This window comes from Skermanella mucosa, from assembly GCF_016765655.2.
Lineage (GTDB): Bacteria > Pseudomonadota > Alphaproteobacteria > Azospirillales > Azospirillaceae > Skermanella > Skermanella mucosa.
The window spans coordinates 3,935,765-3,958,143 of sequence record NZ_CP086106.1 but is presented as its reverse complement, the minus strand read 5'-3'; the positions used below and the strand labels follow the sequence as shown (position 1 = coordinate 3,958,143).

General features: G+C 66.2%; 21 protein-coding genes. 5 read left to right on the top strand and 16 right to left on the bottom strand.

Features of this window, described 5'->3' with window-relative positions; genetic code table 11:
• Positions 1–16: 16 nt before the first annotated feature.
• Positions 17–1,297: a TRAP transporter large permease subunit gene (locus JL100_RS18325; protein WP_202678985.1), complete on the bottom strand. Its 1,281-nt coding sequence runs from the start codon at positions 1,295–1,297 to the stop codon at positions 17–19.
• The gene (locus JL100_RS18320; protein WP_202678984.1) at positions 1,294–1,848 is read right to left on the bottom strand and encodes a TRAP transporter small permease; all 555 of its coding nucleotides are present in this window, start codon (positions 1,846–1,848) and stop codon (positions 1,294–1,296) included. The genes JL100_RS18325 and JL100_RS18320 overlap by 4 nt, the downstream gene beginning before the upstream one ends.
• Before the next feature lie 464 nt (positions 1,849–2,312).
• Between JL100_RS18320 and JL100_RS18315 the strand changes: the two genes are divergently transcribed.
• Both JL100_RS18315 and JL100_RS18310 read left to right on the top strand, forming a co-directional pair.
• Complete coding sequence (locus JL100_RS18315; protein ID WP_202678983.1) at positions 2,313–3,320, top strand: GntR family transcriptional regulator; 1,008 nt, start codon at positions 2,313–2,315, stop codon at positions 3,318–3,320.
• A 247-nt stretch (positions 3,321–3,567) separates the two neighbouring features.
• Positions 3,568–5,250, top strand: a complete 1,683-nt coding sequence (locus JL100_RS18310; protein WP_202678982.1) for an alkaline phosphatase D family protein — start codon at positions 3,568–3,570, stop codon at positions 5,248–5,250.
• A gap of 19 nt (positions 5,251–5,269) precedes the next feature.
• Here JL100_RS18310 and JL100_RS18305 read toward each other — a convergent pair whose 3' ends face one another.
• The gene (locus JL100_RS18305) at positions 5,270–6,799 is read right to left on the bottom strand and encodes a UxaA family hydrolase (RefSeq protein ID WP_202678981.1); all 1,530 of its coding nucleotides are present in this window, start codon (positions 6,797–6,799) and stop codon (positions 5,270–5,272) included.
• Between the two features lie 176 nt (positions 6,800–6,975).
• Here JL100_RS18305 and JL100_RS18300 point away from each other — a divergent pair, with 176 nt between their 5' ends.
• The 3 genes from JL100_RS18300 (at position 6,976) to JL100_RS18290 (ending at position 8,060) form a co-directional block, all read left to right on the top strand.
• Positions 6,976–7,488: a cupin gene (locus tag JL100_RS18300; protein ID WP_202678980.1), complete on the top strand. Its 513-nt coding sequence runs from the start codon at positions 6,976–6,978 to the stop codon at positions 7,486–7,488.
• Between the two features lie 123 nt (positions 7,489–7,611).
• A complete protein-coding gene (locus tag JL100_RS18295) occupies positions 7,612–7,824 on the top strand; it encodes a PIN domain-containing protein (protein ID WP_202678979.1) in 213 nt (70 codons plus the stop codon).
• Positions 7,821–8,060, top strand: coding sequence for a YlcI/YnfO family protein (locus tag JL100_RS18290; protein ID WP_202678978.1), 240 nt, complete (start codon positions 7,821–7,823; stop codon positions 8,058–8,060). Before JL100_RS18295 ends, JL100_RS18290 begins: the two co-directional genes overlap by 4 nt.
• Before the next feature lie 29 nt (positions 8,061–8,089).
• Here JL100_RS18290 and pdxA read toward each other — a convergent pair whose 3' ends face one another.
• The 13 genes from pdxA to JL100_RS18225 all read right to left on the bottom strand — a co-directional run bounded on the left by pdxA (position 8,090) and on the right by JL100_RS18225 (position 22,335).
• Positions 8,090–9,091: a 4-hydroxythreonine-4-phosphate dehydrogenase PdxA gene (gene pdxA, locus JL100_RS18285; protein ID WP_202678977.1), complete on the bottom strand. Its 1,002-nt coding sequence runs from the start codon at positions 9,089–9,091 to the stop codon at positions 8,090–8,092.
• Complete coding sequence (locus JL100_RS18280) at positions 9,088–10,419, bottom strand: four-carbon acid sugar kinase family protein (protein ID WP_202678976.1); 1,332 nt, start codon at positions 10,417–10,419, stop codon at positions 9,088–9,090. Before JL100_RS18280 ends, pdxA begins: the two co-directional genes overlap by 4 nt.
• 65 nt (positions 10,420–10,484) lie before the next feature.
• Positions 10,485–12,371: a TRAP transporter large permease gene (locus tag JL100_RS18275; RefSeq protein WP_202678975.1), complete on the bottom strand. Its 1,887-nt coding sequence runs from the start codon at positions 12,369–12,371 to the stop codon at positions 10,485–10,487.
• On the bottom strand, positions 12,368–13,021 hold the full coding sequence (locus tag JL100_RS18270; protein WP_202678974.1) for a TRAP transporter small permease subunit: 654 nt from the start codon (positions 13,019–13,021) through the stop codon (positions 12,368–12,370). Before JL100_RS18270 ends, JL100_RS18275 begins: the two co-directional genes overlap by 4 nt.
• A 43-nt stretch (positions 13,022–13,064) precedes the next feature.
• On the bottom strand, positions 13,065–14,168 hold the full coding sequence (locus JL100_RS18265) for a TRAP transporter substrate-binding protein (RefSeq protein ID WP_323378238.1): 1,104 nt from the start codon (positions 14,166–14,168) through the stop codon (positions 13,065–13,067).
• 78 nt (positions 14,169–14,246) lie between these two features.
• Positions 14,247–15,248: a dihydrodipicolinate synthase family protein gene (locus JL100_RS18260; protein WP_202678973.1), complete on the bottom strand. Its 1,002-nt coding sequence runs from the start codon at positions 15,246–15,248 to the stop codon at positions 14,247–14,249.
• A 53-nt stretch (positions 15,249–15,301) separates the two neighbouring features.
• Positions 15,302–16,435 (bottom strand): iron-containing alcohol dehydrogenase, encoded by a 1,134-nt coding sequence (locus tag JL100_RS18255; RefSeq protein WP_202678972.1) that lies wholly within the window; start codon positions 16,433–16,435, stop codon positions 15,302–15,304.
• 116 nt (positions 16,436–16,551) lie between these two features.
• Positions 16,552–17,640 (bottom strand): TRAP transporter substrate-binding protein, encoded by a 1,089-nt coding sequence (locus tag JL100_RS18250; protein WP_202678971.1) that lies wholly within the window; start codon positions 17,638–17,640, stop codon positions 16,552–16,554.
• 92 nt (positions 17,641–17,732) lie between these two features.
• Positions 17,733–18,203 carry a 2,4'-dihydroxyacetophenone dioxygenase family protein gene (locus JL100_RS18245; RefSeq protein WP_202678970.1) on the bottom strand — a complete coding sequence of 157 codons (471 nt, stop codon included), beginning with the start codon at positions 18,201–18,203 and terminating at the stop codon, positions 17,733–17,735.
• Between the two features lie 273 nt (positions 18,204–18,476).
• Positions 18,477–19,370 (bottom strand): DMT family transporter, encoded by an 894-nt coding sequence (locus JL100_RS18240; RefSeq protein ID WP_228420777.1) that lies wholly within the window; start codon positions 19,368–19,370, stop codon positions 18,477–18,479.
• Positions 19,371–19,496: 126 nt separating this feature from the next.
• Positions 19,497–20,768, bottom strand: coding sequence for a TRAP transporter large permease (locus JL100_RS18235; RefSeq protein WP_202678969.1), 1,272 nt, complete (start codon positions 20,766–20,768; stop codon positions 19,497–19,499).
• On the bottom strand, positions 20,765–21,313 hold the full coding sequence (locus JL100_RS18230) for a TRAP transporter small permease (RefSeq protein WP_202678968.1): 549 nt from the start codon (positions 21,311–21,313) through the stop codon (positions 20,765–20,767). Before JL100_RS18230 ends, JL100_RS18235 begins: the two co-directional genes overlap by 4 nt.
• Positions 21,310–22,335: a DctP family TRAP transporter solute-binding subunit gene (locus tag JL100_RS18225; RefSeq protein WP_202678967.1), complete on the bottom strand. Its 1,026-nt coding sequence runs from the start codon at positions 22,333–22,335 to the stop codon at positions 21,310–21,312. Before JL100_RS18225 ends, JL100_RS18230 begins: the two co-directional genes overlap by 4 nt.
• Between the last annotated feature and the right edge of the window lie 44 nt (positions 22,336–22,379).

The window sequence follows — 22,379 nt, the reverse complement described above, 5'->3', positions numbered from 1 at the left end:
CGGTCCGGGAATGGGCTCAGCCGTAGAACCAGCTTGCCGGCCCCGTGACCAGGATGGGGAACAGGATGAGCAGGGCCAGCACGATCAGGTGGGTGATCATGAAGGGCCAAACCCCCTTGATCAGCTCGTCCATGCTGATCTTGGACACGCCGGCCACGACGTTCAGCACGACGCCGACCGGCGGGGTGATCAGGCCGATCGCGTTGTTGATGATGAACAGCACGCCGAAATAGATCGGGTCGATGCCCGCTTCCTTGATCACCGGCATCAGCACCGGCGTCAGGATCAGGATCGTCGGCGTCATGTCCATCGCGGTGCCGACGACCACCACCAGAAGCATGATCGCGATCATCAGGAGCGTCTGGTTGTCCATGTAGGGCTCCAGCAGCTCGGTCACCTGGCCCGGCAGGTCGGCGACCGTGATCATCCAGGCCGACACCATGGCCGCCGCGACCAGGAACATCACCACCGCGGTCGTCTTGGCCGAGTTGACGAACAGCTCGAACAGGTGCGACGGCTTCAATTCGCGGTAGATCACGGTCGCCACGAACAGCGAGTAGACCGCCGCCACGACCGCCGCCTCGGTCGGCGTGAAGACGCCCATCTTCAGGCCGACGATGATGATCACCGGCAGCAGCAGGGCCCAGAAGCCGTCGAGGATGGCGTGGGCGAGTTCCCGGCGGGAAGCGCGCGGCGGCGGTTCGACGTTCTCGTTCCGCGCGACCAGCCACCAGGTGAACACCAGGCCGAGGCCCAGCAGCAGGCCCGGCACGATGCCGGCCAGGAACAGCTTGGTGATGGAGACGTTGGCGGCGACGCCGAAGATGATGAAGCCGATGCTGGGCGGGATGATCGGGGCGATGATGCCGCCGGACGCGATCAGGCCGGCCGAGCGCGCCCTGTCATGGCCCGCCCGCACCATCATGGGCACCAGCAGCGCGCCCAGGGCCGCGGCGTCGGCGACGGCGGAGCCGGACAGGCTGGCCATGATGCAGGACGCAAGAATCGCGACATAGCCGAGACCGCCCTTGACATGGCCGATCAGAGCCATGGCGATGGTCACGATGCGGCGCGACAGGCCGCCGGCGTTCATGATCTCGCCTGCCAGCATGAAGAACGGGACCGCCATCAGCGGAAAGCTGTCGGCGCCGTTGATCACGTTCTGCGCCACGATCTGGGCGTCGTACAGGTCGAGGTGGAACATCAGCATCACGCCGCACAGCAGCAGCGCGAAGGCGATCGGGGTGCCGATGGCCATGGCGCCCAGCAGCGAGCCCAGGAAGATGGCGATGGTCATGGGAGAGGGCTCCTGCGGTCGTTCCGGAGGCCCGACATTTCGACTTCCCCCTCGGATTCGGTGACGGTGACGAGGTCCCGGTCGCTCATGCGGCCCGTCAAGGCGCGAGCGAGGTTGACGATCAGGATCGTCAGGGCCGACACGCCGAACAGGATGCCGACGCCGTAGAACAGGCCCATGGACAGCCCGGTGGAGGGGGCCGCGACGTCGATGTTGATGATCGTCTGTTCCCAGCTTCCCGCCAGCAGCAGCCAGGTGACGTAGAGCATGATCAGGTGGCTGCCGACGAAGCACACCAGCTTGCCGGCCTTCGGCAGCCGATTGACCAGCATGTCCATGCCGAGATGGCCGTGGTCGCGGAGCGCCAGGATCGCGCCGAGGAAGGTCAGCCAGACGAACAGCAGCCGGGACAGTTCCTCCGACTCCGTGATGCCGCTGTTGAACCCGTATCGCAGGACCACGTTGCCGAATACCAGGACGACCATGACGACGAGGCAGGTCGCGATCAGGATCTTTATGAGGCCGAAATAGGCGTCAGCTATTTTTGACATTTGCCTCCCCAAGTTCCGCTTCCTGAAGTCGGCATAGGCTTTTTCAGGCCACGACTCCAGATGGAACGCAAAGTAATCGCATCGTGCGAATCCAACGGCTTTTTGGTGCCGTGATCGCAAGTTCAGTTTTCAGGTGATTTTTCATTTCGCATCGGTGCGGTTGTCCGATGACGGTGTTGCATCTGGGCGTCGTTTTGGCTACGAAGGCCCGCTGTCTCTCCCCCAATTTGCTTGTCATCGATAACCGCTCTGTGTGATGCTTAGCATCAATGGCTTTTGCCGACAATAGCCATTTCTGAGAACGGCCAAATCCGCCGACGGCCAATCCGAGGCACCTCCGGGTGCGGCAAGAAGGCCGTCCGAGCGCGAAGTCATGGCAAGCTCCGCGCGTCATGCCATATTCATCGACGCCGAGTCCTTGTCCGGCCGTCGCAACCATGGCTTTGAAAGTCTGCACGGGAAAGATGACGACTGCCAAGATCCAGCAACAGGACAGCCGCCTGACCACGAAGATCACGGCGCTGCTTCAGGAGGCGATCCTTTGCGGATTGCTTCCCAAAGGCCAATTGCTGCTTGAAACCCATGTGGCGAACCTTGTCGGGTCGAGCCGCGGGCCGATCAAGCGGGCCTTCGCGCAGCTGCACGCCGACGGCATGATCAGCCGGTTCGAGGGGCGGGGCTACATCGTGGGAAGCGACCAGGGCACCGTTATCCGGACCCCGATCAGCGCCAAGGCGCTGGGGCTGGAAGACCAGGAGGCGACCGGCCTGAAGGAACGGGCGATGGAAAGCGTCCATGATCCGGTGGAAAGCCAGCTGATACGGTGCTCGCTCCATGGGCGTTTCCGCATCAACGAGAACGAACTGGCCAACCACTACGGCGTCAGCCGGACGGTAATGCACGACGTCCTGATGCTCGCCCAGGTCAACGGCCTCGTCGTCAAGGACGAGCGGTCGCGCTGGTACAGCGTCCCGCTGGACGAGCACCGGGTCAATTGCCTGTACGAACTGCGCGAGCACCTGGAACCCATAGCCCTGTCCAAGGCCGCCGGGGTCATTCCCATGGGCGAGCTGGAGCGGGTCGGCCGCCGGCTGGCCGAGGCCATGCCGCGCTACCCGAACCTGCCCACCGAGGAACTCGACGACCTGGAACTGGACCTGCACGTCCGCTGCCTCGGCCATTGCCCCAATCCGGAGCTGGTCGAGGCGCTGAAGCGAACGCGCTGCATCCTGATCTTCGGAAAACACCTGCTGGGCCGCGAGATAGCGCTGCCCCACGAGGAACCCTTCTTCCACGAGCACCGCCGCATCATCGAGGCCATGACGCGGCGGGACGGGGAGGCGGTCGCGCGCGAAGCCAGGGCGCACCTGGACAAGGCGCGGCTGAAGGTGCTGGACCGGGTCCGGCACTCCCGGTCTATGGGCGTGCCGCTCGATCTTCCCTACATCAAGGAAGCGGCCTTCGCGGTTTGAGCGGCGAGACCGGCTTGGGCCGAGATGTCGCGCCGGGCCGGTCTCGCGCATCGATGGCCTGCAATGGTACGGATCACCCGAGAGGCTGTCGAAACCGATTAGGTCGAGTATGGCACCGTCCTTCCGGGCTGTGCTCGCTGGCCGGGAGAGAAGGTTTCGCCGGTATCGTTCCTGAGGCATCATCCGGTTCCTGCCTGCGGTATCGAGGCAGCAAGCCGTTGATGGAAATCATGTGACGGGGCTTCGAATGGCAGGATTGAGACCGCCGGATCTGGGTCCGATCGTCGGGCATACGACCGAGGACGCCTGCCGGCTTTGGATGCGGGGGGCCGATCCGGTGGACCGGGGCGCCGACCTGAGCTCATCGGGACGGACGATCGGAGTCGGCGCCGTCATTTCCGAGGGCGGAAAGGCGCCGGAATCCGCGCAGGCCTTCTACTTCAGGCTTCATCGCGAATTCGACCGGACCGGCACATTCTTCCTGGGCCGCGAACTCTGCATCACCCAATACACATATGCCGACGATGGGTCCCGGACCCCGGCGCCGGGCCAGTCCCCCTTGCCCCTGAAGGCCGATACCCTCTACCAGGTCCGCTTCGGGACGCTCGTCCTGGACGATGCGTTTCCGGATGACGAAATGGTCGCGGACAGGGAGGTCGCCCGGCGGTTGCCGCCGGCAGAGGTCTGGATACCCGATCTGCTCAACCTGCCGGAAGAGAGCGCCGAAGCGCGGTTCCGGACCTTTCCCGCCGGGTCCGCGGACACGCTGAACTTCCTGATGGGCTCCTGCCGTTATCCCGGCCTGCTGTGGGGCGTGAAGAGATCGGATCGGATCTTTGGCCCGATGGCGGACCTGGCCAAGGCCGGTGCCGACGCCCCCATGTTCACGCTCATGACCGGGGACCAGATCTACGCCGACATGTTCAACCGTGTCGTCCCGGTCGGCCGGGCGGACGATTACGTCGAGTTCCAGGATCGGTACGCCACCGCGTTCGGCTCTCCGAACATGCGCCGGCTGCTGCGCACGATGCCGACCTACATGATCCTGGACGACCACGAGATCGAGGACAATTGGGCACAGGATCGTATCCGCGACCGGCGCAAGCGCGTCCTGTTCAACCTCGCCGTCGGCGCCTACATGAGCTACCAGTGGAGCCATGGTCCGCGCACATGGGACCGGCTGCTCTACTATAAGTTCGACTGCGCAGGCTTTCCCTTCTTCACCCTCGATACCCGGACCCAGCGGTACAAGGATGACAGGCCGAACGCGATCGACGACAACCATCTTCTCGGCCGCCCCGCCCTGGCGCCCGGCGAGGAGACCCAGCTCAGCCGGCTGCTCGCCTGGATGAAGGATTGCCAGGCCAGGTTGGGCAACGTTCCCAAGTTCATCGTCACTCCCAGCGTCTTCGTGCCCAACAATATCTCGGAGCGGACCGGTGCCGGCATCCCCAGCCTGGACCGGAGCGATTCCTGGCCGGCTTTCCCGGCGACCCGGGCCGCGATCCTCCGATGCATCGTCGATGACGGCGTCCAGAACGTGGTCTTCCTGTCGGGTGACATCCATTGCGCCAACGTCGCCGCCCTGTCCTTCGCCGGCCCGGGAACGGCGGGCGGGATCAAGGCTTTCGCGATAACGTCGTCGGCCTTCTACTGGCCATTTCCCTTCGCCGACGGGTCACCGTCCGACTACGTGCATGACTCCAGCGCACCCGCACAGTCGGACACGTTCACGATCGCGCCGGGGATGACCATGGACTATCAAGCCTGGGGGTTCACGCAGGAGGACAACTTCTGCCAGGTCCTGGTGGACAGGGCGAATGCCCGGATCGGCGTCACCGCCTGCGACAACCGGGGACGCCCGATCCCCGTCGCCGACAAGGCCGGCCGGACGGTGATCCAATCGGTCCTCGACCTGGAGCCGTGGTAAGCGGCTCCAACCATTAGTCTTACATTACCGCGCCGACCTGCCACGGCACGAACTCGTTGTTGCCATAGTCGTACTCCTCGCTCTTGGTCCGCTCGCCCGACGCGACGGCGACGATCTTGTCGAAGATCCTCTGACCGGACTGCTCGATGGTCTCGTCGCCGGTGACGATCCCGCCGCAGTTGATGTCCATGTCCTCGGCCATGTGCTCGTACATGGTGTTGTTGGTGGCCAGCTTGATCGACGGCGTCGGCTTGAAGCCCGACGTGGAGCCCCGGCCGGTGGTGAAGCAGATCATGTTGGCGCCGCTGGCGACCTGGCCGGTCACGGCGACCGGGTCGTAGCCCGGCGAGTCCATGAAGACGAATCCCTTCTCCTTGACCGGCTCGGCATATTCGTACACCGCGTTGAGCCGCGAGCCGCCGCCCTTGGCGACCGCGCCCAGCGACTTCTCCAGGATCGTGGTTAGACCGCCGGCCTTGTTGCCGTAGGACGGGTTGTTGTTCAGTTCGGCCTTGTTGCGCTCGGCGTAGTCGCGCCACCACTCGATCCGCTCCAGCAGCTTGCGGGCCACCTCCGGCGACGCGGCGCGGCGGGTCAGCAGATGCTCGGCCCCGTAGATCTCCGGCGTCTCGCTGAGGATCGTCGTGCCGCCGTGCCGGATCAGCAGGTCGGACGCGTGCCCCAGGGCAGGGTTGGCGGAGATCCCGGAATAGCCGTCGGAGCCGCCGCATTCCAGCGCGAGCGTGAGCTCCGACACCGGCTCGGAGGTGCGGCGCGCGGAATCGACCTCGTCCAGCATGCCGCCGATCACGTCGATCGCGTTGGCGATGGTCTTGCGGGTGCCGCCGACCCCCTGGATGTTCATCGTCTGGAAGTTCGGCGATTCCGTCATGCCGTACATTTCCTTGATCAGCGAGATCTGGTTGGTCTCGCAGCCAAGGCCGATCATGACCACGCCGCCGAAATTCGCGTGGGTCGCGTATCCCCAGATGGTGCGGGTCAGGTACCTGTACCCTTCCGCCTGGGTGTTCATCGCGCAGCCGCCGCCGTGGGTCAGGGCCACGACGCCGTCGATGTTGCGGCGACCTTCCAGCCCGCCCATCCGGTTGAAGTGGTCCGCCACGGCCTTCGACACCGTAGCCGAGCAGTTCACCGAGGAGATGACCGCGATGTAGTTCCGCGTCCCGACCTTGCCGGTCGCCCGCCGGTAACCCATGAAGCGCGCCCGCCGGTCCTCGGGGATGTAATCGGGTTCCCGTGCGTCCACGCCGAAATCATGGTGCTGCTCGACGTCTCGCATCTCCAGGTTCTGGGTATGGACATGCTGACCCGGCGGGATCGCGGCGCTGGCGACGCCGATGATCTGGCCGTATTTGCGCACCGGCTCACCCTCGGCGATGCCCGTCACGGCCACTTTGTGCCCCTGCGGCACCGCGTCCGTGACCGTGACCCCGAACCCGTCGAGCACGGTCCCGGGCGTGAGCTTCACCCGTGCGACCGCGACATTGTCGAGCGGATTCAAATGGATGACGGGAGAAACCTGGACCATCGCGGGCGCTTCCTCTGACTGTGCGCGGGGCCGTGCGCCCCGTTTGAAATCTGGTGTGCCGGTAAAATATGGACTTTGCATCCAAAAATCAATCTTTCCGTCCAGCACCGGTGACCGAAACCGGCGCGACGGTGTTATCAAAATCTGGCGCAACGAACTTCGAGGGGACGGAAGTCATGCCCGTACAACCTGAAACCCTGCTGCTCACCCGGAACGACTGGGTGCCTAACAACCCGGTCCTTCCCGTGCTGCTCTATCGGGGCGTGATCACAGGCAAATCCGCCGAGGAAACGGCATCCGGCTTCGAGGCGCTGTTCGGGCGCAACGGCTGGCCGGCGCAGTGGCGGAACGGCGTCTTTCCCTATCACCACTATCATCCCGCGGCGCACGAGGTGCTCGGGTTCGCCGCCGGCTCGGCGAGGCTGATGCTCGGCGGCCCGGACGGGCAGGAGGTCGCGGTGACGGCCGGCGACGTGGCCGTCCTCCCCGCGGGCACCGGCCATTGCCGGCTGGACGCCAGCCCTGACTTCCTGGTGGTCGGCGCCTATCCGCCCGGCCAGGAGTGGGACATCAGCCGGGAGGCGCCGACCGACGCGGAGGCGGAGAAGATGGCCGGGCTGGGCTTCCCCGATACTGACCCCGTGACCGGCCGGAACGGGCCGCTGTGCGACCTTTGGAAGCGGCAATAAGGGCCGGGCTGCCATCGACGACGGCACGCCAGAGACTCGAGTCCGTTCTCACTTCCTTTGACGGACAGGCTTCTTGCGGAGTTTGTGACCGCTCGGTCGGTGTCGGACACATGCTGGGATTTTTTGCGCTATCTGGCGTCGCTGTCCCACCTTCAGGATGTCTATTATCTCTGGCGGCCCTTCCTGCGCGATTTCGACGACGACATGGGGGTCGAATGCGCGGTAACCTCCGGCAGCCGTTTCATCGTCACTCACGACTTCCGGCGTTGCAGCGAACTGGGCGTGGAGGCCATCTCGCCCGGCGCCTTCCTTCACCATCAGGAGACGCTCCCATGACCGCCCTGACCATCCGCCTGCCGGAGTCCGTGCACCGCGCGATCAAGGAACTGGCTGCCCGCGACGGCGTGTCGGTCAATCAGTTCATCGCCAGCGCCGCCGCCGAGAAGATGGCCAGCGTGATGACTCTGGACTATCTGCGCAACGAGGCCGCGCAGGGAAGGCGGGCAGATTTCCTGGCCGTGCTGGACAAGGCGCCCAATGCCCCGCCCCTGGCGGGGGATGAGCCCGGCTGAGCCGGGCTGGTCGGGCAATCCTCCCGGCCTCAGGCGGCGACCCGCTTGGGCGCCAAGTCGGCCGCCTGCCGCAGCGCCTCGATCAGGCTGCGCTCGTCGGCGATCCCCTTGCCGGCGATGTCGAACGCGGTACCATGGTCCACCGACGTACGGATCACCGGCAGGCCGACCGTGATGTTCACGCCCGCTTCCAGGCCGAGCACCTTGATCGGGCCGTGGCCCTGGTCGTGGTACATCGCCACGACCATGTCGTAGTCGCCGCGCCCGGCGAGGAAGAACAGCGTGTCCGCCGGCAGCGGCCCCGTGACGTCCCATCCCTTCGCCTTGCAGGCCTCGACCGCCGGCGTGATCTTGGCCGCCTCCTCGCCGCGGCCGAACAGCCCGTTCTCGCCGGCATGGGGGTTGATCGCGCAGACGCCGATCTTCGGCGAGGCGATCCCGGCCTTGACCAGGGTGTCGTGGCCGCGTGCGATCGTGCGTTCCACCAGGCCGGGCTCGATGCGCTCGACCGCGTCGATCAGGCCCATATGCGTCGTCACGTGGATGACGCGGAGCTTGGGCGAGACCAGCATCATGGAGACCTCGGGCGTGCCGGTCAGCATCGCCAGCAACTCGGTATGGCCCGGATACTTGTGCCCGGCGGCGTGGAGCGCCTCCTTGCTGAGCGGTGCCGTGCAGATCGCGTCGGCCTCGCCGGCCTCGACGATCCGCACCGCGCGCTCGATGTAGCGGAACGAACCCTCGCCGGAGATCGCCGAGACCTGCCCGAACGGATGGTCCTTGGGGATCAGCTTCAGGTCCACGCAATTCACGGTACCGGGCTCGAAGCGGACCTTCGCCGCGTCGTCCAGGCTCTCGACCCGCAGGGGGGAGCCGACGATCCGGCCAGCCGTCCGAAGGCGCTCCGCGTCGCCGACGACCAGCGGATTGCACATCTCCTGCACGGCGGGCTGGGACAGCGCCTTCATGATCACTTCCGGGCCGATGCCCGAGGCGTCGCCCATGGTGATCGCTATGGTCGGACGGTTCATGGCAGTTCTCCCTTTTGTCTTATGGAACGCAGACGCCGCACGATCCGCACCAGGCTGCCCTGGTCGCCGAACGCGCCTGCCTTGGTGACGACCGGAACCGCCACGTCGCCAAGCGTCAATCCCAGGGAAACCCCGGGTTCGATTTCGTCGGCCAGCCTGATGCCGCTCACCCCGAACCGCGAGAGGAGCGCCGCGGCCGTCTCGCCTCCAGTCGCGGCGAAGGCGCCCATATGGGACGCGGCCGGATGCAATGCGTCCGCAAGCCCGGAGACCAGCCCGGGGCCGATGCGCAGGTCCGGCTCTCCGCCCATGAGGATTTCGACCAGGACATCCTCGCCGGCGTCGAGGCCGTCCATCACCGCCCGTCCGAGGGCGGAGCGGTCGCCGGCTGCACCCGCGTCCAGCAGGACGGCGGGATCGGCCGGGACGTACCGCACGCCCGGGAGTTCCGCAAGGCTGCGCGCCGCCGCCCGCGACGCGCCGGCCAGCGAGCCGACCACCACCAGCGCTCCGCCTTCGGCCGCGGCCAGGGTTACCGGATCGGACCGTTCCCCGGGAGCCGCGGCGGCCAGCGCCTGGGCAAGCCCAGCGCTCCCGATGAAGAAGACCGGAGCACCCGTCCGCAGGCCCGCTTCGGCGATGCGGTCCAGGTCCTCCCGGGTCGTGGCGTCGCAGACGGCGACCACGTCTCCCCGGGCGGCCAGATCGGCGAAGGCCGCTCGGAGCATGTCCACACCGTTCCAGACCATGGAGAGCGGAACCCTCTCGCCCGTCACTCCCGCCGTCGCCAGGATCTCCACCAGATCGGCGTTGGGGTAGCTGTGGTCGCGCCGCCAAACCTCGGCCTCTTCAAGCGGCTTGCCGCCGACACGGACACGGCCGTCCTCGGTGGTCCTGCCGGTCGCGGGGAAGGCCGGCGCGAAGATCCCGAAGGCCGAACCCCCGAAGCCGCGCACGGCTTCCATCGCCGCGGCGATCTCGGCGGCGGGCTGGCCGCGAAGCGTGGAATCGATCTTCTTGAAGAGGATGCTGTCCCCGTCGAGGAAGCGGGCGAGGGCTGCGCGATGGACCGCCGCAGCCTCGGCCGCGGGCAGGCCGCGGCTGTTGGTGTCGTACGAGAAAACGGGAAACTCTCCGATCCTCTCCTCCGTGCCGCCCCAGCCGACGGCCGCCGCCAAGCCCCGCCTGGCGAAGCCGATCGCGCAGTCCGCGGCACCCGTCAGGTCGTCGGCGACGATAAGCCACCGGGCCGTCGCCGGACCCTCGCGAAAGGAGCCGCCGGACGACACCGGTGGAAGACCGTCGATCTGGTTCGGTGCTTTTCCCATACCTTGATGAACAGCGCTGCTCCGAAGTGATCACCCGGCCGATACTTTATCGCCTTGTCGCCCCTTTACTCGATCTTGGGCGGTTCCAGGTCGAAGGGCGGCAGGCCGGGCATGTCGCCGTCGCCCGTGCCGGGGAGTTGGAGGTTGTCGAACTGGCGCTGCACTTCCGTCGGGTCCAGCCGCGTCTCCGACGCCTTGTAGTGCATCACCAGGTCCGGGAACAGGATCAATATCCCGACCATGATGCACTGGATGATCACGAAGGGCACGGCGCCCCAGTAGATCTGGCTGGTCGCGATCGGCTCCATCCGCTTCTTGGTGACCCGGTCGATGTAGGACACCTTGGGCGCCACGGACCGGAGATAGAAGAGGGCGAACCCGAAGGGCGGGTGCATGAAGCTGGTCTGCATGTTGACGCCCAGGATCACGCCGAACCAGATCAGGTCGATCCCCAGCTTGTCGGCGGCCGGCGCCAGCAGCGGGATGACGATGAACGCCAGTTCGAAGAAGTCCAGGAAGAAAGCCAGCAGGAACACCATGACGTTGACCACGATCAGGAAGCCGGTCTGGCCTCCCGGCAGCGACGTCAGCAGATGCTCGACCCAGACATGGCCGTTCACCCCGTAGAAGGTGAGCGAGAACACGCGGGCGCCGAGCAGGATGAACAGCACGAAAGCCGACAGCTTGGCGGTGGACTCCGTGGCCTGCCGGATGATGGCGGGGTTGAGGCGGTCCGGGTTGCGGTCCAGGATCCGCTTGATCCCCGCCAGGATGACGGCGCCCAGCGCACCCATGGCGCCGCCCTCGGTCGGCGTCGCCAGGCCGATGAAGATGGTGCCGAGGACGAGGAAGATCAGGAGAAGCGGCGGCACCATGACGAAGGTGACCTGCTCGGCGATCCTGGACATCAGGCGCAGGCCCGTCGTCCGCTCGACGATGCCGACCAGCAGCGCGTAGCCTGCCGCCGCGACCGCCATCTCGGCGGCGATGGTCCATGCCAGATTGCCGGTCCCGGCGGCGTACCACCAGGCCGCGACGAGCACCGCCGTCACCGCGGCGGTCGCCGGCACCCGCTCCGCGCCGAACAGCCGGTTCAGCACGGCGCAGGCCAGCGCCACCACGACCGCGACGGAGATCAGCAGGATGACGAAGTCGGCGCCGCCGGCGATGCCCGTCTGGACCATCACATAGTAGCCGACCAGGCCGGAAAACACGGCGAGAAGGCCGAGCTGCCAGGTTCCCCGCGAGCTGTTGGGCTCATGGTAGCCGATCGCGTCCAGCGGCAGTCCCGGAGCCGACTGGGGCTTCAGCATCGTGATGAGGAAGATGTAGCCGACATAGAGGCCCGTGAGGACCAGGCCCGGAAGGAAGGCCCCCTCGTACATGTCGCCGACCGAGCGGCCGAGCTGGTCGGCCATCACGATCAGGACCAGGGACGGCGGGATGATCTGGGCCAGGGTTCCCGAAGCCGCGATGACGCCGGTCGCCAGCCGGCTGTCATAGCCGTAGCGCATCATGATCGGCAGCGAGATCAGGCCCATGGAGATCACCGAGGCCGCCACGACGCCCGTGGTAGCCGCCAGCAGGGCCCCCACGAAGACGACCGCGAAAGCCAGGCCGCCGCGTATGGTTCCGAAGAGCTGGCCGATCGTGTCCAGCAAATCCTCGGCCATCCCGGAGCGTTCCAGGATGAGGCCCATGAAGGTGAAGAACGGGATCGCCAGGAGCGTCTCGTTGGCCATGGTCTGGAACACGCGTTCCGGCATGGCCTGGAGGAGCGGCCAGGACAGCGTGATTTCCCCATTGGAGAAAGGCGCCAGTTCCACCGCGATGATGAAGAACAGCAGGCCGTTCGCGGCGAGCGCGAAGGCCACGGGATAGCCCAGCAGGAGGAAGAGCACGAGCGCCACGAACATGATGGGCGCCATGTTCTGCGCGATGAATTCGATCATGGGTGGTTCCTGGAAGCTTGCGGCCCTGCGCTGGTTTCTGGCTTTCCGGTTCCCAGGCCTTCACCGGGGCCATCTTTCTGGATGGAGAGCAGGCGTTCCACCTCGCTCTCCACCATGTCGTGGTGTCCGCCCATCCCGGTTTCGGGGATAAGGCCGCGCATGATCGCGATTCTCTTGATCAGTTCGCTGACGCCCTGGAGGGCGAGCAGGACGAAGCCGGCCAGGATCAGGAGCTTCGCCGGCCAGATGATCAGTCCGCCGGCGTTCGTCGAGACCTCGCCCGATTCGTAGGAGTTCAGGAAGAAGGGGATCGAGGTATAGATCAGGACGGCGCAGAAGCCGCCGAGGAAGAAGACATGGCCGATCACCTCGATCCAGTTGCGTACCTTCCGCGGAAACCTGTTCGCGACGATGTCGATGCGGATGTGCTCGTTCGCGATGAACGTCCAGGCGGCGCACAGCATGAAGACCGCGCCGAACAGGTACCACTGGAGTTCGAGCCAGGCGTTCGACGAGGTGCCCAGGACCTTGCGGACGATGGCGTTGATCGCTGAGACCAGGACGGCGACCACGATCGCCCAGGCGGCTATGCGCCCGATCCATGTGTTCATGGTGTCGATGGAGCGGCTGACGCCCAACAATGCTTGCACAGGTTTCCTCCCGAGACTTTGTCCTGCTCCGAGAAACGTTCGGTCAGCCGCGGCCGCGCGCCCGGATCATGAACGTCTCGTAGCTGTATTCCGCGATCTGCTGCCAGAGATACTGCTCGTTGCGGAACGCCGTCATGTGTTCATGCAGGCGCTTGAACAGCGGGTTCTGGGCGCTGATCTCGGCGAACATTTCGTTGGCGGCTTTCAGGCAGGCTTCCATCACCTCGGGCGGGAAGGCCCTCAGCTGCGCGCCTCCGGCGACGAGCCGGCGGATGGCGCCCGGATTGACTTGGTCGTACTTGGCGATGGTCAGCGTGTTGGCCTGGTGCGCCGCCGCGGTGATCAGGGCGCGGTCGAGCGGCGAGAGCGCTTCCCACCTGTCCTTGTTGATGAACAGGAAGATGGCGGAGGCGCCTTCCCACCAGCCCGGATAGTAGTAATAGGGCGCCACCTTGGCGAAGCCGAGCCGTTCGTCGTCATAGGGTCCGACCCATTCGGCGGCATCGATCGTCCCGCGTTCGAGCGCCGGATAGATGTCGCCCGCGGGGATCTGCTGCGGCACCGCGCCCAGCTTGGCGATGACCTGCCCGGCAAGTCCGCCGATCCGCATCTTCAGGCCCTTCAGGTCGTCCACCGACTTGATCTCCTTGCGGAACCAGCCGGCCATCTGGGCATTGGTGTTGCCGATCGGGATTCCGACGACATTGTGCTGGTTGAACAGCTCGTTCAGCAGCTCCAGCCCGCCGGCCTGGAAGAACCAGGCGTTCTGCTGGCGCGTGCTGAGACCGAACGGCACGGAGGCGCCGAACGCGAAGGAGGGGTCCTTGCCGACATAGTAGAAGGGCGCCGTGTCGCAGCACTCCACCGTTCCGTTCTGGACCGCGTCCAGCGCCTGGAACCCGCCGACGATCTCTCCGGCGGCGAAGTGCTGTATCCGCATGCGCCCCTGGGAGATCTCGCCGAGCACCTTGATGAAGGTATCTCCGGCGCCGTAGACGGCGTCCAGGGATGCGGGATAGCTGGACGTCATGCGCCAGTTGATCTCGGTGCTCTGCGCTTGTGCCGTACCGGGACCGCCTGCCACCACCGCGGCGGCGGCGGAAGCACCCGCCAGACCGCCGACCAGCATGTCGCGACGTTTCATCATGGGACTGTTTCCTCCTTATTTTTGGATTCTGGGTTTTTGGTTTCTGATTGTCTTGACCGGAGCCGGGGATAGTCTTCGTCAGCGACCGCTGCCCAGATACCCCCGTTCCGGCAGGGTGGGGAAACGGCCGACGATGTCCGACGCGGTTTCCAGCAGTTCCCTCGGGATCTCGTTGCCGGAAATGGTCAGCGGGGCCGGGGCGTCGACCCACCCCGCGCCATGGGCCCAGAGATGGTCCACCGCCCGGTTCGCGTTGGAGAAGGGATTGCCGAAGGGCAGTTTCCCCGCCGCCGCGAACATCTCGTTCACCACGACGGTCAGGACGCGGGAGACCGCCTTGGCTTCCTCGTCCCGCCCGGAGTCCAGCAGGTCGATCATGCGGCGGAGCTGGGATCCGAAGGCGTTGCCGGTGCTCAGCAGCCACCCGTCGTACAGCCCGGTCGGCTTCAGGTTATCGACATAACCGCCTTCCGCCCCCCGCACCATCAGGGGGCCGGTGAAGCCGGACAGGGCCACCGCGTCGGCGCCGCTGGTGTCCTTGAACATGGTGACCCGCGGGTTGGCCGCGAGCGACCGCATGGTTTCCGGCTCGATCGAGCAGTGGGTGATCTGCGGCAGCTGGTAGACCGCGATGTCGCTGCGTGTCTCCGCCAGGACCCGCTCGTAGTGCCTGACGATGTCCGACTGGCTGGCCCCGGCATCGACCGGCGGGCAGACCGCCAGTCCGCGGAACTCGCCGGCGGTGGTCTTCATCCCGTCCAGCGTGCTCTCGATCGCCCGCGCCCACTCGATGACACCCTCGGTGGTCGGCCGAAGCGCCCCGACGAGGAACCGGCTGCCGTCGAAGAGGTCGTGCCGGCCGGTGAGACGGACGAGCACCAGAAGCTGCTCCAGGCTCATCTCCCAGCCGTCCCCGGTGGAGCCGGCGAGCAGGAACTGGCCGACCCAGGGCCGGATGAACGACAGGTGCGCGGCGGTACGGTCCGGATCTATCTCGACCGCGCCGCCCTGCCGCCGGTACTGGGTGAGCAGGGGGACCCAGAGCCGGTCGGCCCGGGCATCGTGCTGGGAAATCGACATCACGTTCTCCTGTCCGCGAGAGAATGAGGGAGCCGGTGAAGCGCCGGCGGGCGTCAGCCGATCGCCTCGGTCAGCATCCGCTCGTAGTCCTCGACCGTCGCGGGGCGGGCATTGGTCGCGTGGGAATGATCCTCGACGGCGGCGCGCGCGATCCCCGGCACGATGGTGGTGGAAACGCCCATTTCCTTCAAGGTCTTCGGCAGGCCGAGCCGGCCGCTGAGCCCGGCGAAGTAGTCGGCCAGGTCGGCGTCGGCCGCCAGGCCGAGGGTGGAGCGTATGGCCGCGTACTTCGCCTCCGCATGGCTTTGGTTGAACCGCAGGGTCGCCGGCAGGATCACCGCGTTCAGGGTGCCATGGTGGAGGGAGATGTCCTTGAGCCCGCCCAGGGGATGCGACAGGGCATGCACCGCGCCCAGGCCCTTCTGGAAGGTGAGGCCGCCCTCAAGGGCCGCCATCATCATCTGGTACCGCGCGTCGCGGTCGGAGCCGTCGGCGGTCGCCTTCTCGATGTTGTCGACCGCCCGCTTCAGCCCGTCCAGGGCGATCGCCTCGGCGGGAGGGTTGTCGCGCGGGCTGAGATAGGTCTCGATGCAGTGGGTGACGGCATCCATGCCGGTCGCCGCGGTCAGCCAGGCCGGCAGGCCGAGCGTCAGTTCGGGGTCGCAGACCGCCCGCTTCGGGATCAGGTACGGCGAGATGAAGCCCAGCTTGCGGCCGTCCTTCAGCGTGATCAGCGAGGCCCGGCCGACCTCGCTTCCGGTGCCGGCCGTGGTCGGGACCGCGATGACCGGAACGACGGCCGACGTGATCCGGGGAATGCCGCCGAGGATGGCGGCGTAGTGTTCGAGCGGACCGTCGTGGGACGCCAGCAGCGCGACGCCCTTGGCAAGGTCGATCGGGGAGCCGCCGCCCACCGCGATCAGGCCGTCGCAGCCCTGCTCGCGATACATCGCCAGCGCCGCTTCGACGGCTTCCTGGGTGGGATTGGTCGGCGTGCCGGTGAAGACCGGCAGCCCGCCGCCGTCTTCCAGCAGGGCGGTGATCCTGCCGACGAGCCCGGCTTTCACCACCCCCTCGTCGGCGATGATCAGGGGCTTGCGGATTCCCAGATCGGTCAGGTCCTGCTGGATGCCGTTGATGGCGCCGAATTCGAATCGGATCGTCGTCAGGTAGGAGATCATCGACATGGTGCTGGTACCGGCTGATTGATTGGAAGGGTGTTGCTGGCGGCCGAATCGCCCGACGCCCCGGCCGGGGGCCGGGACGTCGTTATGGCTTTACGGGCTTCGACCGGCCGTGCCGATCAGAGCTTGGAGCGCGCGCGGATCATGAAGTTGTCGAAGGAGAACTCCGCCACCTGGAACCACAGGTATTCCTCGCTGCGGAAGGCGCGCATCGAATCATAGATCTTCTTGAAGTCGGGGTTCTTGGCGGAGAGATCGTTATAGACCTCCTGCGCCGCCTTCAGGGACGCTTCCAGGATTTCCTGGGAGAACGGCCGAAGCTGCGCGCCGCCCGCGACCAGCCTCTTCAGCGCCGCCGGGTTCCTGGCGTCGTACTTCGCGACCATGTCCACGTTCGCGTAGGCCGCGCCCGCCCGGAGGATGGCCTTGTAGCTGTTCGGAAGCTCTTCCCACTTCTGCTGATTGAAGAAGAAATGCATCATCCCGGTTCCTTCCCAGAAGCCGGGATAATAATAATACGGCGCAACCTTCTGGAAACCGAGCTTCTCGTCGTCGTAGGGGCCGACCCATTCGGCCGCGTCGATGGTGCCGCGCTCCAGGGCGGGGTAGATGTCGCCGCCCGCGATCTGCTGCGGTATGACGCCCAGCTTCGCCAGGACCTCGCCGGTCAGGCCGGCGATGCGGAACTTGAGGCCCGCGAGGTCGGCGACGGTATTCACCTCCTTGCGGAACCAGCCGCCCATCTGGGCCCCGGTGGCGCCGCCCGGAAGCATGTATACGTTGAATTTCTTGTAGAACTCGTTGTAGAGATCGAGCCCGCCGCCATGATACATCCAGGCGTTCTGCTGGCGCGTGTTCAGCGCGAACGGAGCGGCGCTGGCGAAGGCGAAGGTCGGATCCTTGCCGACATAGTAATACGATGACGAGTGCGCCATTTCCACGGTGCCGTTCCCGACCGCGTCGAGCGCCTGGAAGGTGCCGACGATCTCGCCTGCCGCGAAGGGCTGGATCTGGAATTTTCCGTCCGTCGCCTCGGAAACATATTTCGACATCAGGTCGGCCGCGCCATAGATGGTGTCGAGCGACTTGGGGAAGCCCGAAGTCAGGCGCCAGCGGATTTCCGGCGAGCTCTGGGCGATGGCGGGGGCCGCGACGCCGGCGGTCGCGATGCCCGCGCCGGCGGTCGTCAGGAATTGACGGCGTTTCATCAAAGTCTCCCTATTCGGCTTGTTCGTTGATTTTGCTCGGCTTACCTGGACACGCGCCGGTGTGCAACAGCTTTGCGAAAAAGTTTCTGCGCCTAGCGGATGAACTGGTCGATATAGTCCGCTCCGAGGCCGTTCGTGGCATAATGGGCACGGCATTTCTCGATGCGGGTGAAGACGTCGTCGTAGCCCAGCGTCTTGCCGTCCGGGTCCACATAGATCATGGCGCCGTTGACCTGGAACAGGGTGATCATCTCCTCCACGTGGGGATCGACCACCAGCGTATGGGTCTCGCCCGGCGCCTCGTAGGCATAGGAGCCTTCGGTCGCGACCCAGTCATGTTCCAGATAGCGCCACTCGCCCTTGAGGACGAAGGCGTGCACGGGCTGCGGGTGGCGGTGGCGGGAGAGCACGCCGGCCTTCCTGACGCGCAGCAGGTTCATCCAGTAGCCGCGCGACGCGGCGAGCAGCAGGGGACGGAACCAGACATTCTCCTCGACCGGGACCCAGATGCGCTCGTCCGTGGGGATCGCGTTCGGGATCACCAGCTCGGGCGGGGAATCCACCGGCTGCGGGTGCCGGTAGGGAGCCCACTTATCGTTGATGGGGGAAACGGCCGGTTGGCCTGGGGACGGCTGATTCGGAGACTGGGTCATCGTGATCTGGTCCTGATGTTGTCCGCCGGGTCCCGCTTGGCGTTACGATACCTGCGGGCGATTGTAGGAACTGTTCTCATGTGCCGTCCATGTTTCGTGGGAAACTCTTCCGTCGATCCGGGTACCATGAACGGCAGTATTGCTTTGGTATAACGCAAGAATTTCTTGGAGCAACGGCCGATTTCATCGGCGGCGCGTCGCCAGCATGATCCCGACCGCGATCAGCGCGATGCCTGCGACATGGAAGACGTGGAGCGTTTCTCCCAGGAACAGGATCGCCAGCACCGTTCCGAACACCGGCACCAGATGGATGCACATCCCGGCGCGGTTCGGCCCCGCCACCGCCACCAGCCGGTTGAAGCAGAGATAGGCCAGGATCGACGGGAACAGCGCCACGTAGACGGTGGCGCCGACCGCCAGCGCCGTCACCTCGTAGGGGCGCCCTCCGAGCGTCTCCACCAGGTAGAGGGGCAGGATCATGGCGGCGCCGGCCGCGAAGGTGACGAACAGGAAGCTGAAGGCATGCACCGCCGGGCGCCGCCGCAGCAGGGCCGTGTAGCCCGCGTAGCTGATGACCGCCAGGAAGATCCAGAGATCGCCGGGATTGAGGTCCAGCCGGACCAGCGCGCCGAGGTCGCCCTTGGAGATCAGCGTCAGCGCCCCCGCCAGCGACAGCGCGATTCCCGCTCCCTGCACCGCGGAAACGCGGTCCCGGAACATCAGGAAACTCATCAGCACGATCAGCGGCGGAATGCCGGTCTGCATCATGACCGCGTTCAGCACCGACGTGGTGTTCAGGCCGAGATAGACCAGGGTGTTGAAGACGGCGATGCCTGTCAGGGCCAGCGTTCCGATCACCGCCCAGTGCCGCTTCAGCACATCCGCGTCGGCCCCCAGGTGCCGCCACGCGAAGGGGAGGATCAGCAGCGCGCCCAGCGTCCATCGCCAGAACGCCAGACCCACCGGCGGCACCGCCCCGGCCACGGCCCGGCCGACGATGGCGTTGCTGGCCCAGAACAGGGGCGGCAGCATCAGCAGAAGCCACACCTGGTCGAAGAGGCGGTTTTTGGACGGCACGGCGGCATCATTCCTTGGAGCAACGGAGCAACGCCTCCTCGATAGCCTATGCCGATGCCTCTGGGCGAGACCGGAGAAACCAGCCATGCGTCGCGGCGGGCGCATGGCCGGCTCTCCGGGGTGTGCTCATGTGAGAAACCGAGCCGGCCACAGGACCACCTGGGGAAGGAGGGCGATCAGCGTCAGCACGACCACGTTGACCACATAGAACGGCATTGTCGCCAGCGCCAGGCGTTCGATGGGAACTCCCGAGACCTGGGCCGTCGCGAACAGGCAGGTCCCCACGGGCGGAGTCGCCAACCCCATCGCCAGGGCCGCCACCATGAAGACGATGAAGTGCAGCGGATCGACGCCCACCTGCAGGGCGGCCGGCATCAGGATCGGGATCAGCATCAGGGCCGCCGCCACGATGTCCATCAGCATGCCGACGGCGAGGAAGATCAGGCCCATCAGCAGGAGCACCAGCCTCGGGTCGGTGGTCAGGGCCATGATCGACGACGACGCCTTCGACGGCAGCATGTCGATGGTGAAGACATATGTGGCCGTGCTGGCGACCATCAGGATCAGGAGGACCGTCCCGGCGGTCCGGCCGGCACCGATGAGCAGCTCGGGCAGGTCGGCCAAGGCGATCTCGCGATGCACCAGGAACCCGACGGCCAGCGTGTACAGGACGGCGAGGGCCGCGGCCTCGGTCGGGGTGACGATCCCGGTGAACATCGCGGTCAGGATGATGACCGGCGCGCCGAGCGAGGGCAGGGCCCGCGCGATGGCCTTCAGGTTGGCCCTGGGGTCGAACGGGAGGAGCGTCCCGTAGCCCTTCGCCTTCGATACCAGGGCATTGTAGACGAGCAGCGCCGTGACCAGCAGGATGCCGGGCCCGAGGCCCCCCGCCAGCGCCTGGCCGACGGACTGTCCCGCCGCCGCGGCCGCGACGATCATCAGGATGCTCGGCGGCACCAGCGTCGCGAGCGTCGAGGTGATCAGGGTCAGGGCGGCGGAGTAGGGTCGGGGATAGTTCCGGGCCGTCATCGCGCCGATGGTGATCCGCCCGATGCTGGCGATGTCGGCCACCGACGAACCCGAAATCCCGCCGAAGACGAAGCTGGACAGGATGTTGACATGGCCGAGCCCGCCCCTGAAGCGCCCGACGCAGGCCTCGGCGGCGCTGAAGATGCGCTCCGAAAGTCCGCCCCGTTCCATGATGTGGCCGGCCAGGACGAACAGGGGCACCGCGATCAGCAGGAAGGAGTTGATCGAGGTCGCCATCGACTGCGTCACCATGGACAGCGGCAGGTCGTGGTACCAGAGCGTGGCCGCCGCCCCGAGGCCGAGCGCCACGGCCAGCGGCACGCCGAGAAGCGAAAGCCCGAGGAAGATCGTCAGCAGGATGAGGCTCATGGACCGCTCTCCCGGTTGAGGCTGGCGACGCCGGTGCCGCCCTGACGGGCCTCGGTCTTGCCGAGGACCTCGATCAGGCAGCCCGCCGTGGCGAGGACCGATCCCAGGATCACCGGCACGGTCGCGATCCACATGCCGATGCCGAGCACGGGGGATGTCTCGCCGAAATCCATCTGCTGCATCAGCAGCCCGACGGCGTGCCAGCCGATGATGGCGAACAGGACGGTGGTCGAGACGGCGGTCAGGTAACGCGAGACCACCCGAGCCCAACCCGGCAGGGCGTCGATCAGGAAGGTGATGCTGGGGTGCTCCCCTCGGCGGAAGCCCGTCGCCATGCCGAGGAACGCCGTCCAGATGAACAGGAAGCGCGACAGCTCCTCGGTCCAGGGGACGGAAGCACCGGTCAGGCGGCTCAACGCCTGGCACGAGACCGTGACCACCAGGCCCAGCACGATCACGAAGAGCAGGGCATCGACCGCTCTCCAGATCAGGTGGTCTAGGTTCGCCCGTTGCCGCCGCATCTGCTGATAGCCGACGCTGGTCACGACTTGCCCACGAAGGCAAGGCTCTTGTCCAGGAACTCCTTCCCGATGCTTTCGGAGAACTCGGGATAGAGGCCGGCCGCGATCTGCTGGAGCTTCTGGGGTTCTCCGGCTCCGAGCTCGTTCACCGTCATGCCCTTCTCGCGGAGCGCGGCGATGATCGAAGCCTCCTGCCGGATCTCGTTTTCATTGTGCTCCTCGGCCATCTTCGCCGCGGCGGCACGCACGTTCTCCCGCTGGTCCTCGGGAATGCGCTGCCAGGCGGGGCGGCTGAGGCCGAGCAGGTAGGAGTCCGCCACGTGCCGGGTCAGGTTCAGGTGCTTCTGGACCTCGTAGAACCGGTTGTTGAGCGGCACCTCGACGGGATTCTCCTGGCCGTCGATCGCGCCGAGCTGGAGCGCGGTGTAGACTTCCGAGAAGGCCATGGGCGTCGGATTGGCGTTGAGCGCCCTGAACAGCCGGACGAAGAGCTGGTTGTTCGGAACGCGCACCTTGAGGCCCTGGAAGTCCTCCACCCGGGTGATCGCCCTGTCCCGCGTCGTCGTGTTGCGGAAGGTCCGCAGCATCATGCCCAGGCCGACGATCTTGAAGCGGTCGAGCGAACCGAGCAGTTCCTGTCCTGGCGCGCCGCGGAGATAGCCCCTGAGCTGGTCGTAGTCGGAGAACAGGTAGGGCAGGCTGACCGCGTTCATGCGCGGCTCGAACGACGCGTAGACGCTGCTCGCCAGGATCAGCCCGTCGAGCGCGCCGCCGCCGAGCTGATTGACCGCCGCGTTCTGGTCGTTGCCGAACAGGACGCCGTCGGGAAAGACCATGATCTGCACGGCGCCGCCGGTCGATTCCCGGACCAGCTCCGCGAACCGCGCCGCAGCCTTGCCGACAGACGAGCCCGCGGGGTCCGCGACCGCCAGCCTGATCGTGGCCGCGGCCCGGGCGGAACCCGGCCGGATCACCGTGAGCGCCGCGGCCGCGGCGCCGAACGCCAGAACCGATCGGCGGTTCAATCCTTCGGCAGACTTGTTCATTGCTTTCCTCCCTGTTTTGTCTTGGCCTGTTTTGTCTTGGCCGC

Bases quoted from the DNA above. Each gene is read 5' to 3' on its own strand.
- JL100_RS18325 (WP_202678985.1), bottom strand. From the start codon at position 1,297: ATGACCATCGCCATCTTCCTGGGCTCGCTGCTGGGCGCCATGGCCATC.
- JL100_RS18320 (WP_202678984.1), bottom strand. From the start codon at position 1,848: ATGTCAAAAATAGCTGACGCCTATTTCGGCCTCATAAAGATCCTGATC.
- JL100_RS18315 (WP_202678983.1), top strand. From the start codon at position 2,313: ATGACGACTGCCAAGATCCAGCAACAGGACAGCCGCCTGACCACGAAG.
- JL100_RS18310 (WP_202678982.1), top strand. From the start codon at position 3,568: ATGGCAGGATTGAGACCGCCGGATCTGGGTCCGATCGTCGGGCATACG.
- JL100_RS18305 (WP_202678981.1), bottom strand. From the start codon at position 6,799: ATGGTCCAGGTTTCTCCCGTCATCCATTTGAATCCGCTCGACAATGTC.
- JL100_RS18300 (WP_202678980.1), top strand. From the start codon at position 6,976: ATGCCCGTACAACCTGAAACCCTGCTGCTCACCCGGAACGACTGGGTG.
- JL100_RS18290 (WP_202678978.1), top strand. From the start codon at position 7,821: ATGACCGCCCTGACCATCCGCCTGCCGGAGTCCGTGCACCGCGCGATC.
- pdxA (WP_202678977.1), bottom strand. From the start codon at position 9,091: ATGAACCGTCCGACCATAGCGATCACCATGGGCGACGCCTCGGGCATC.
- JL100_RS18280 (WP_202678976.1), bottom strand. From the start codon at position 10,419: ATGGGAAAAGCACCGAACCAGATCGACGGTCTTCCACCGGTGTCGTCC.
- JL100_RS18275 (WP_202678975.1), bottom strand. From the start codon at position 12,371: ATGATCGAATTCATCGCGCAGAACATGGCGCCCATCATGTTCGTGGCG.
- JL100_RS18265 (WP_323378238.1), bottom strand. From the start codon at position 14,168: ATGATGAAACGTCGCGACATGCTGGTCGGCGGTCTGGCGGGTGCTTCC.
- JL100_RS18260 (WP_202678973.1), bottom strand. From the start codon at position 15,248: ATGTCGATTTCCCAGCACGATGCCCGGGCCGACCGGCTCTGGGTCCCC.
- JL100_RS18255 (WP_202678972.1), bottom strand. From the start codon at position 16,435: ATGTCGATGATCTCCTACCTGACGACGATCCGATTCGAATTCGGCGCC.
- JL100_RS18250 (WP_202678971.1), bottom strand. From the start codon at position 17,640: ATGAAACGCCGTCAATTCCTGACGACCGCCGGCGCGGGCATCGCGACC.
- JL100_RS18235 (WP_202678969.1), bottom strand. From the start codon at position 20,768: ATGAGCCTCATCCTGCTGACGATCTTCCTCGGGCTTTCGCTTCTCGGC.
- JL100_RS18225 (WP_202678967.1), bottom strand. From the start codon at position 22,335: ATGAACAAGTCTGCCGAAGGATTGAACCGCCGATCGGTTCTGGCGTTC.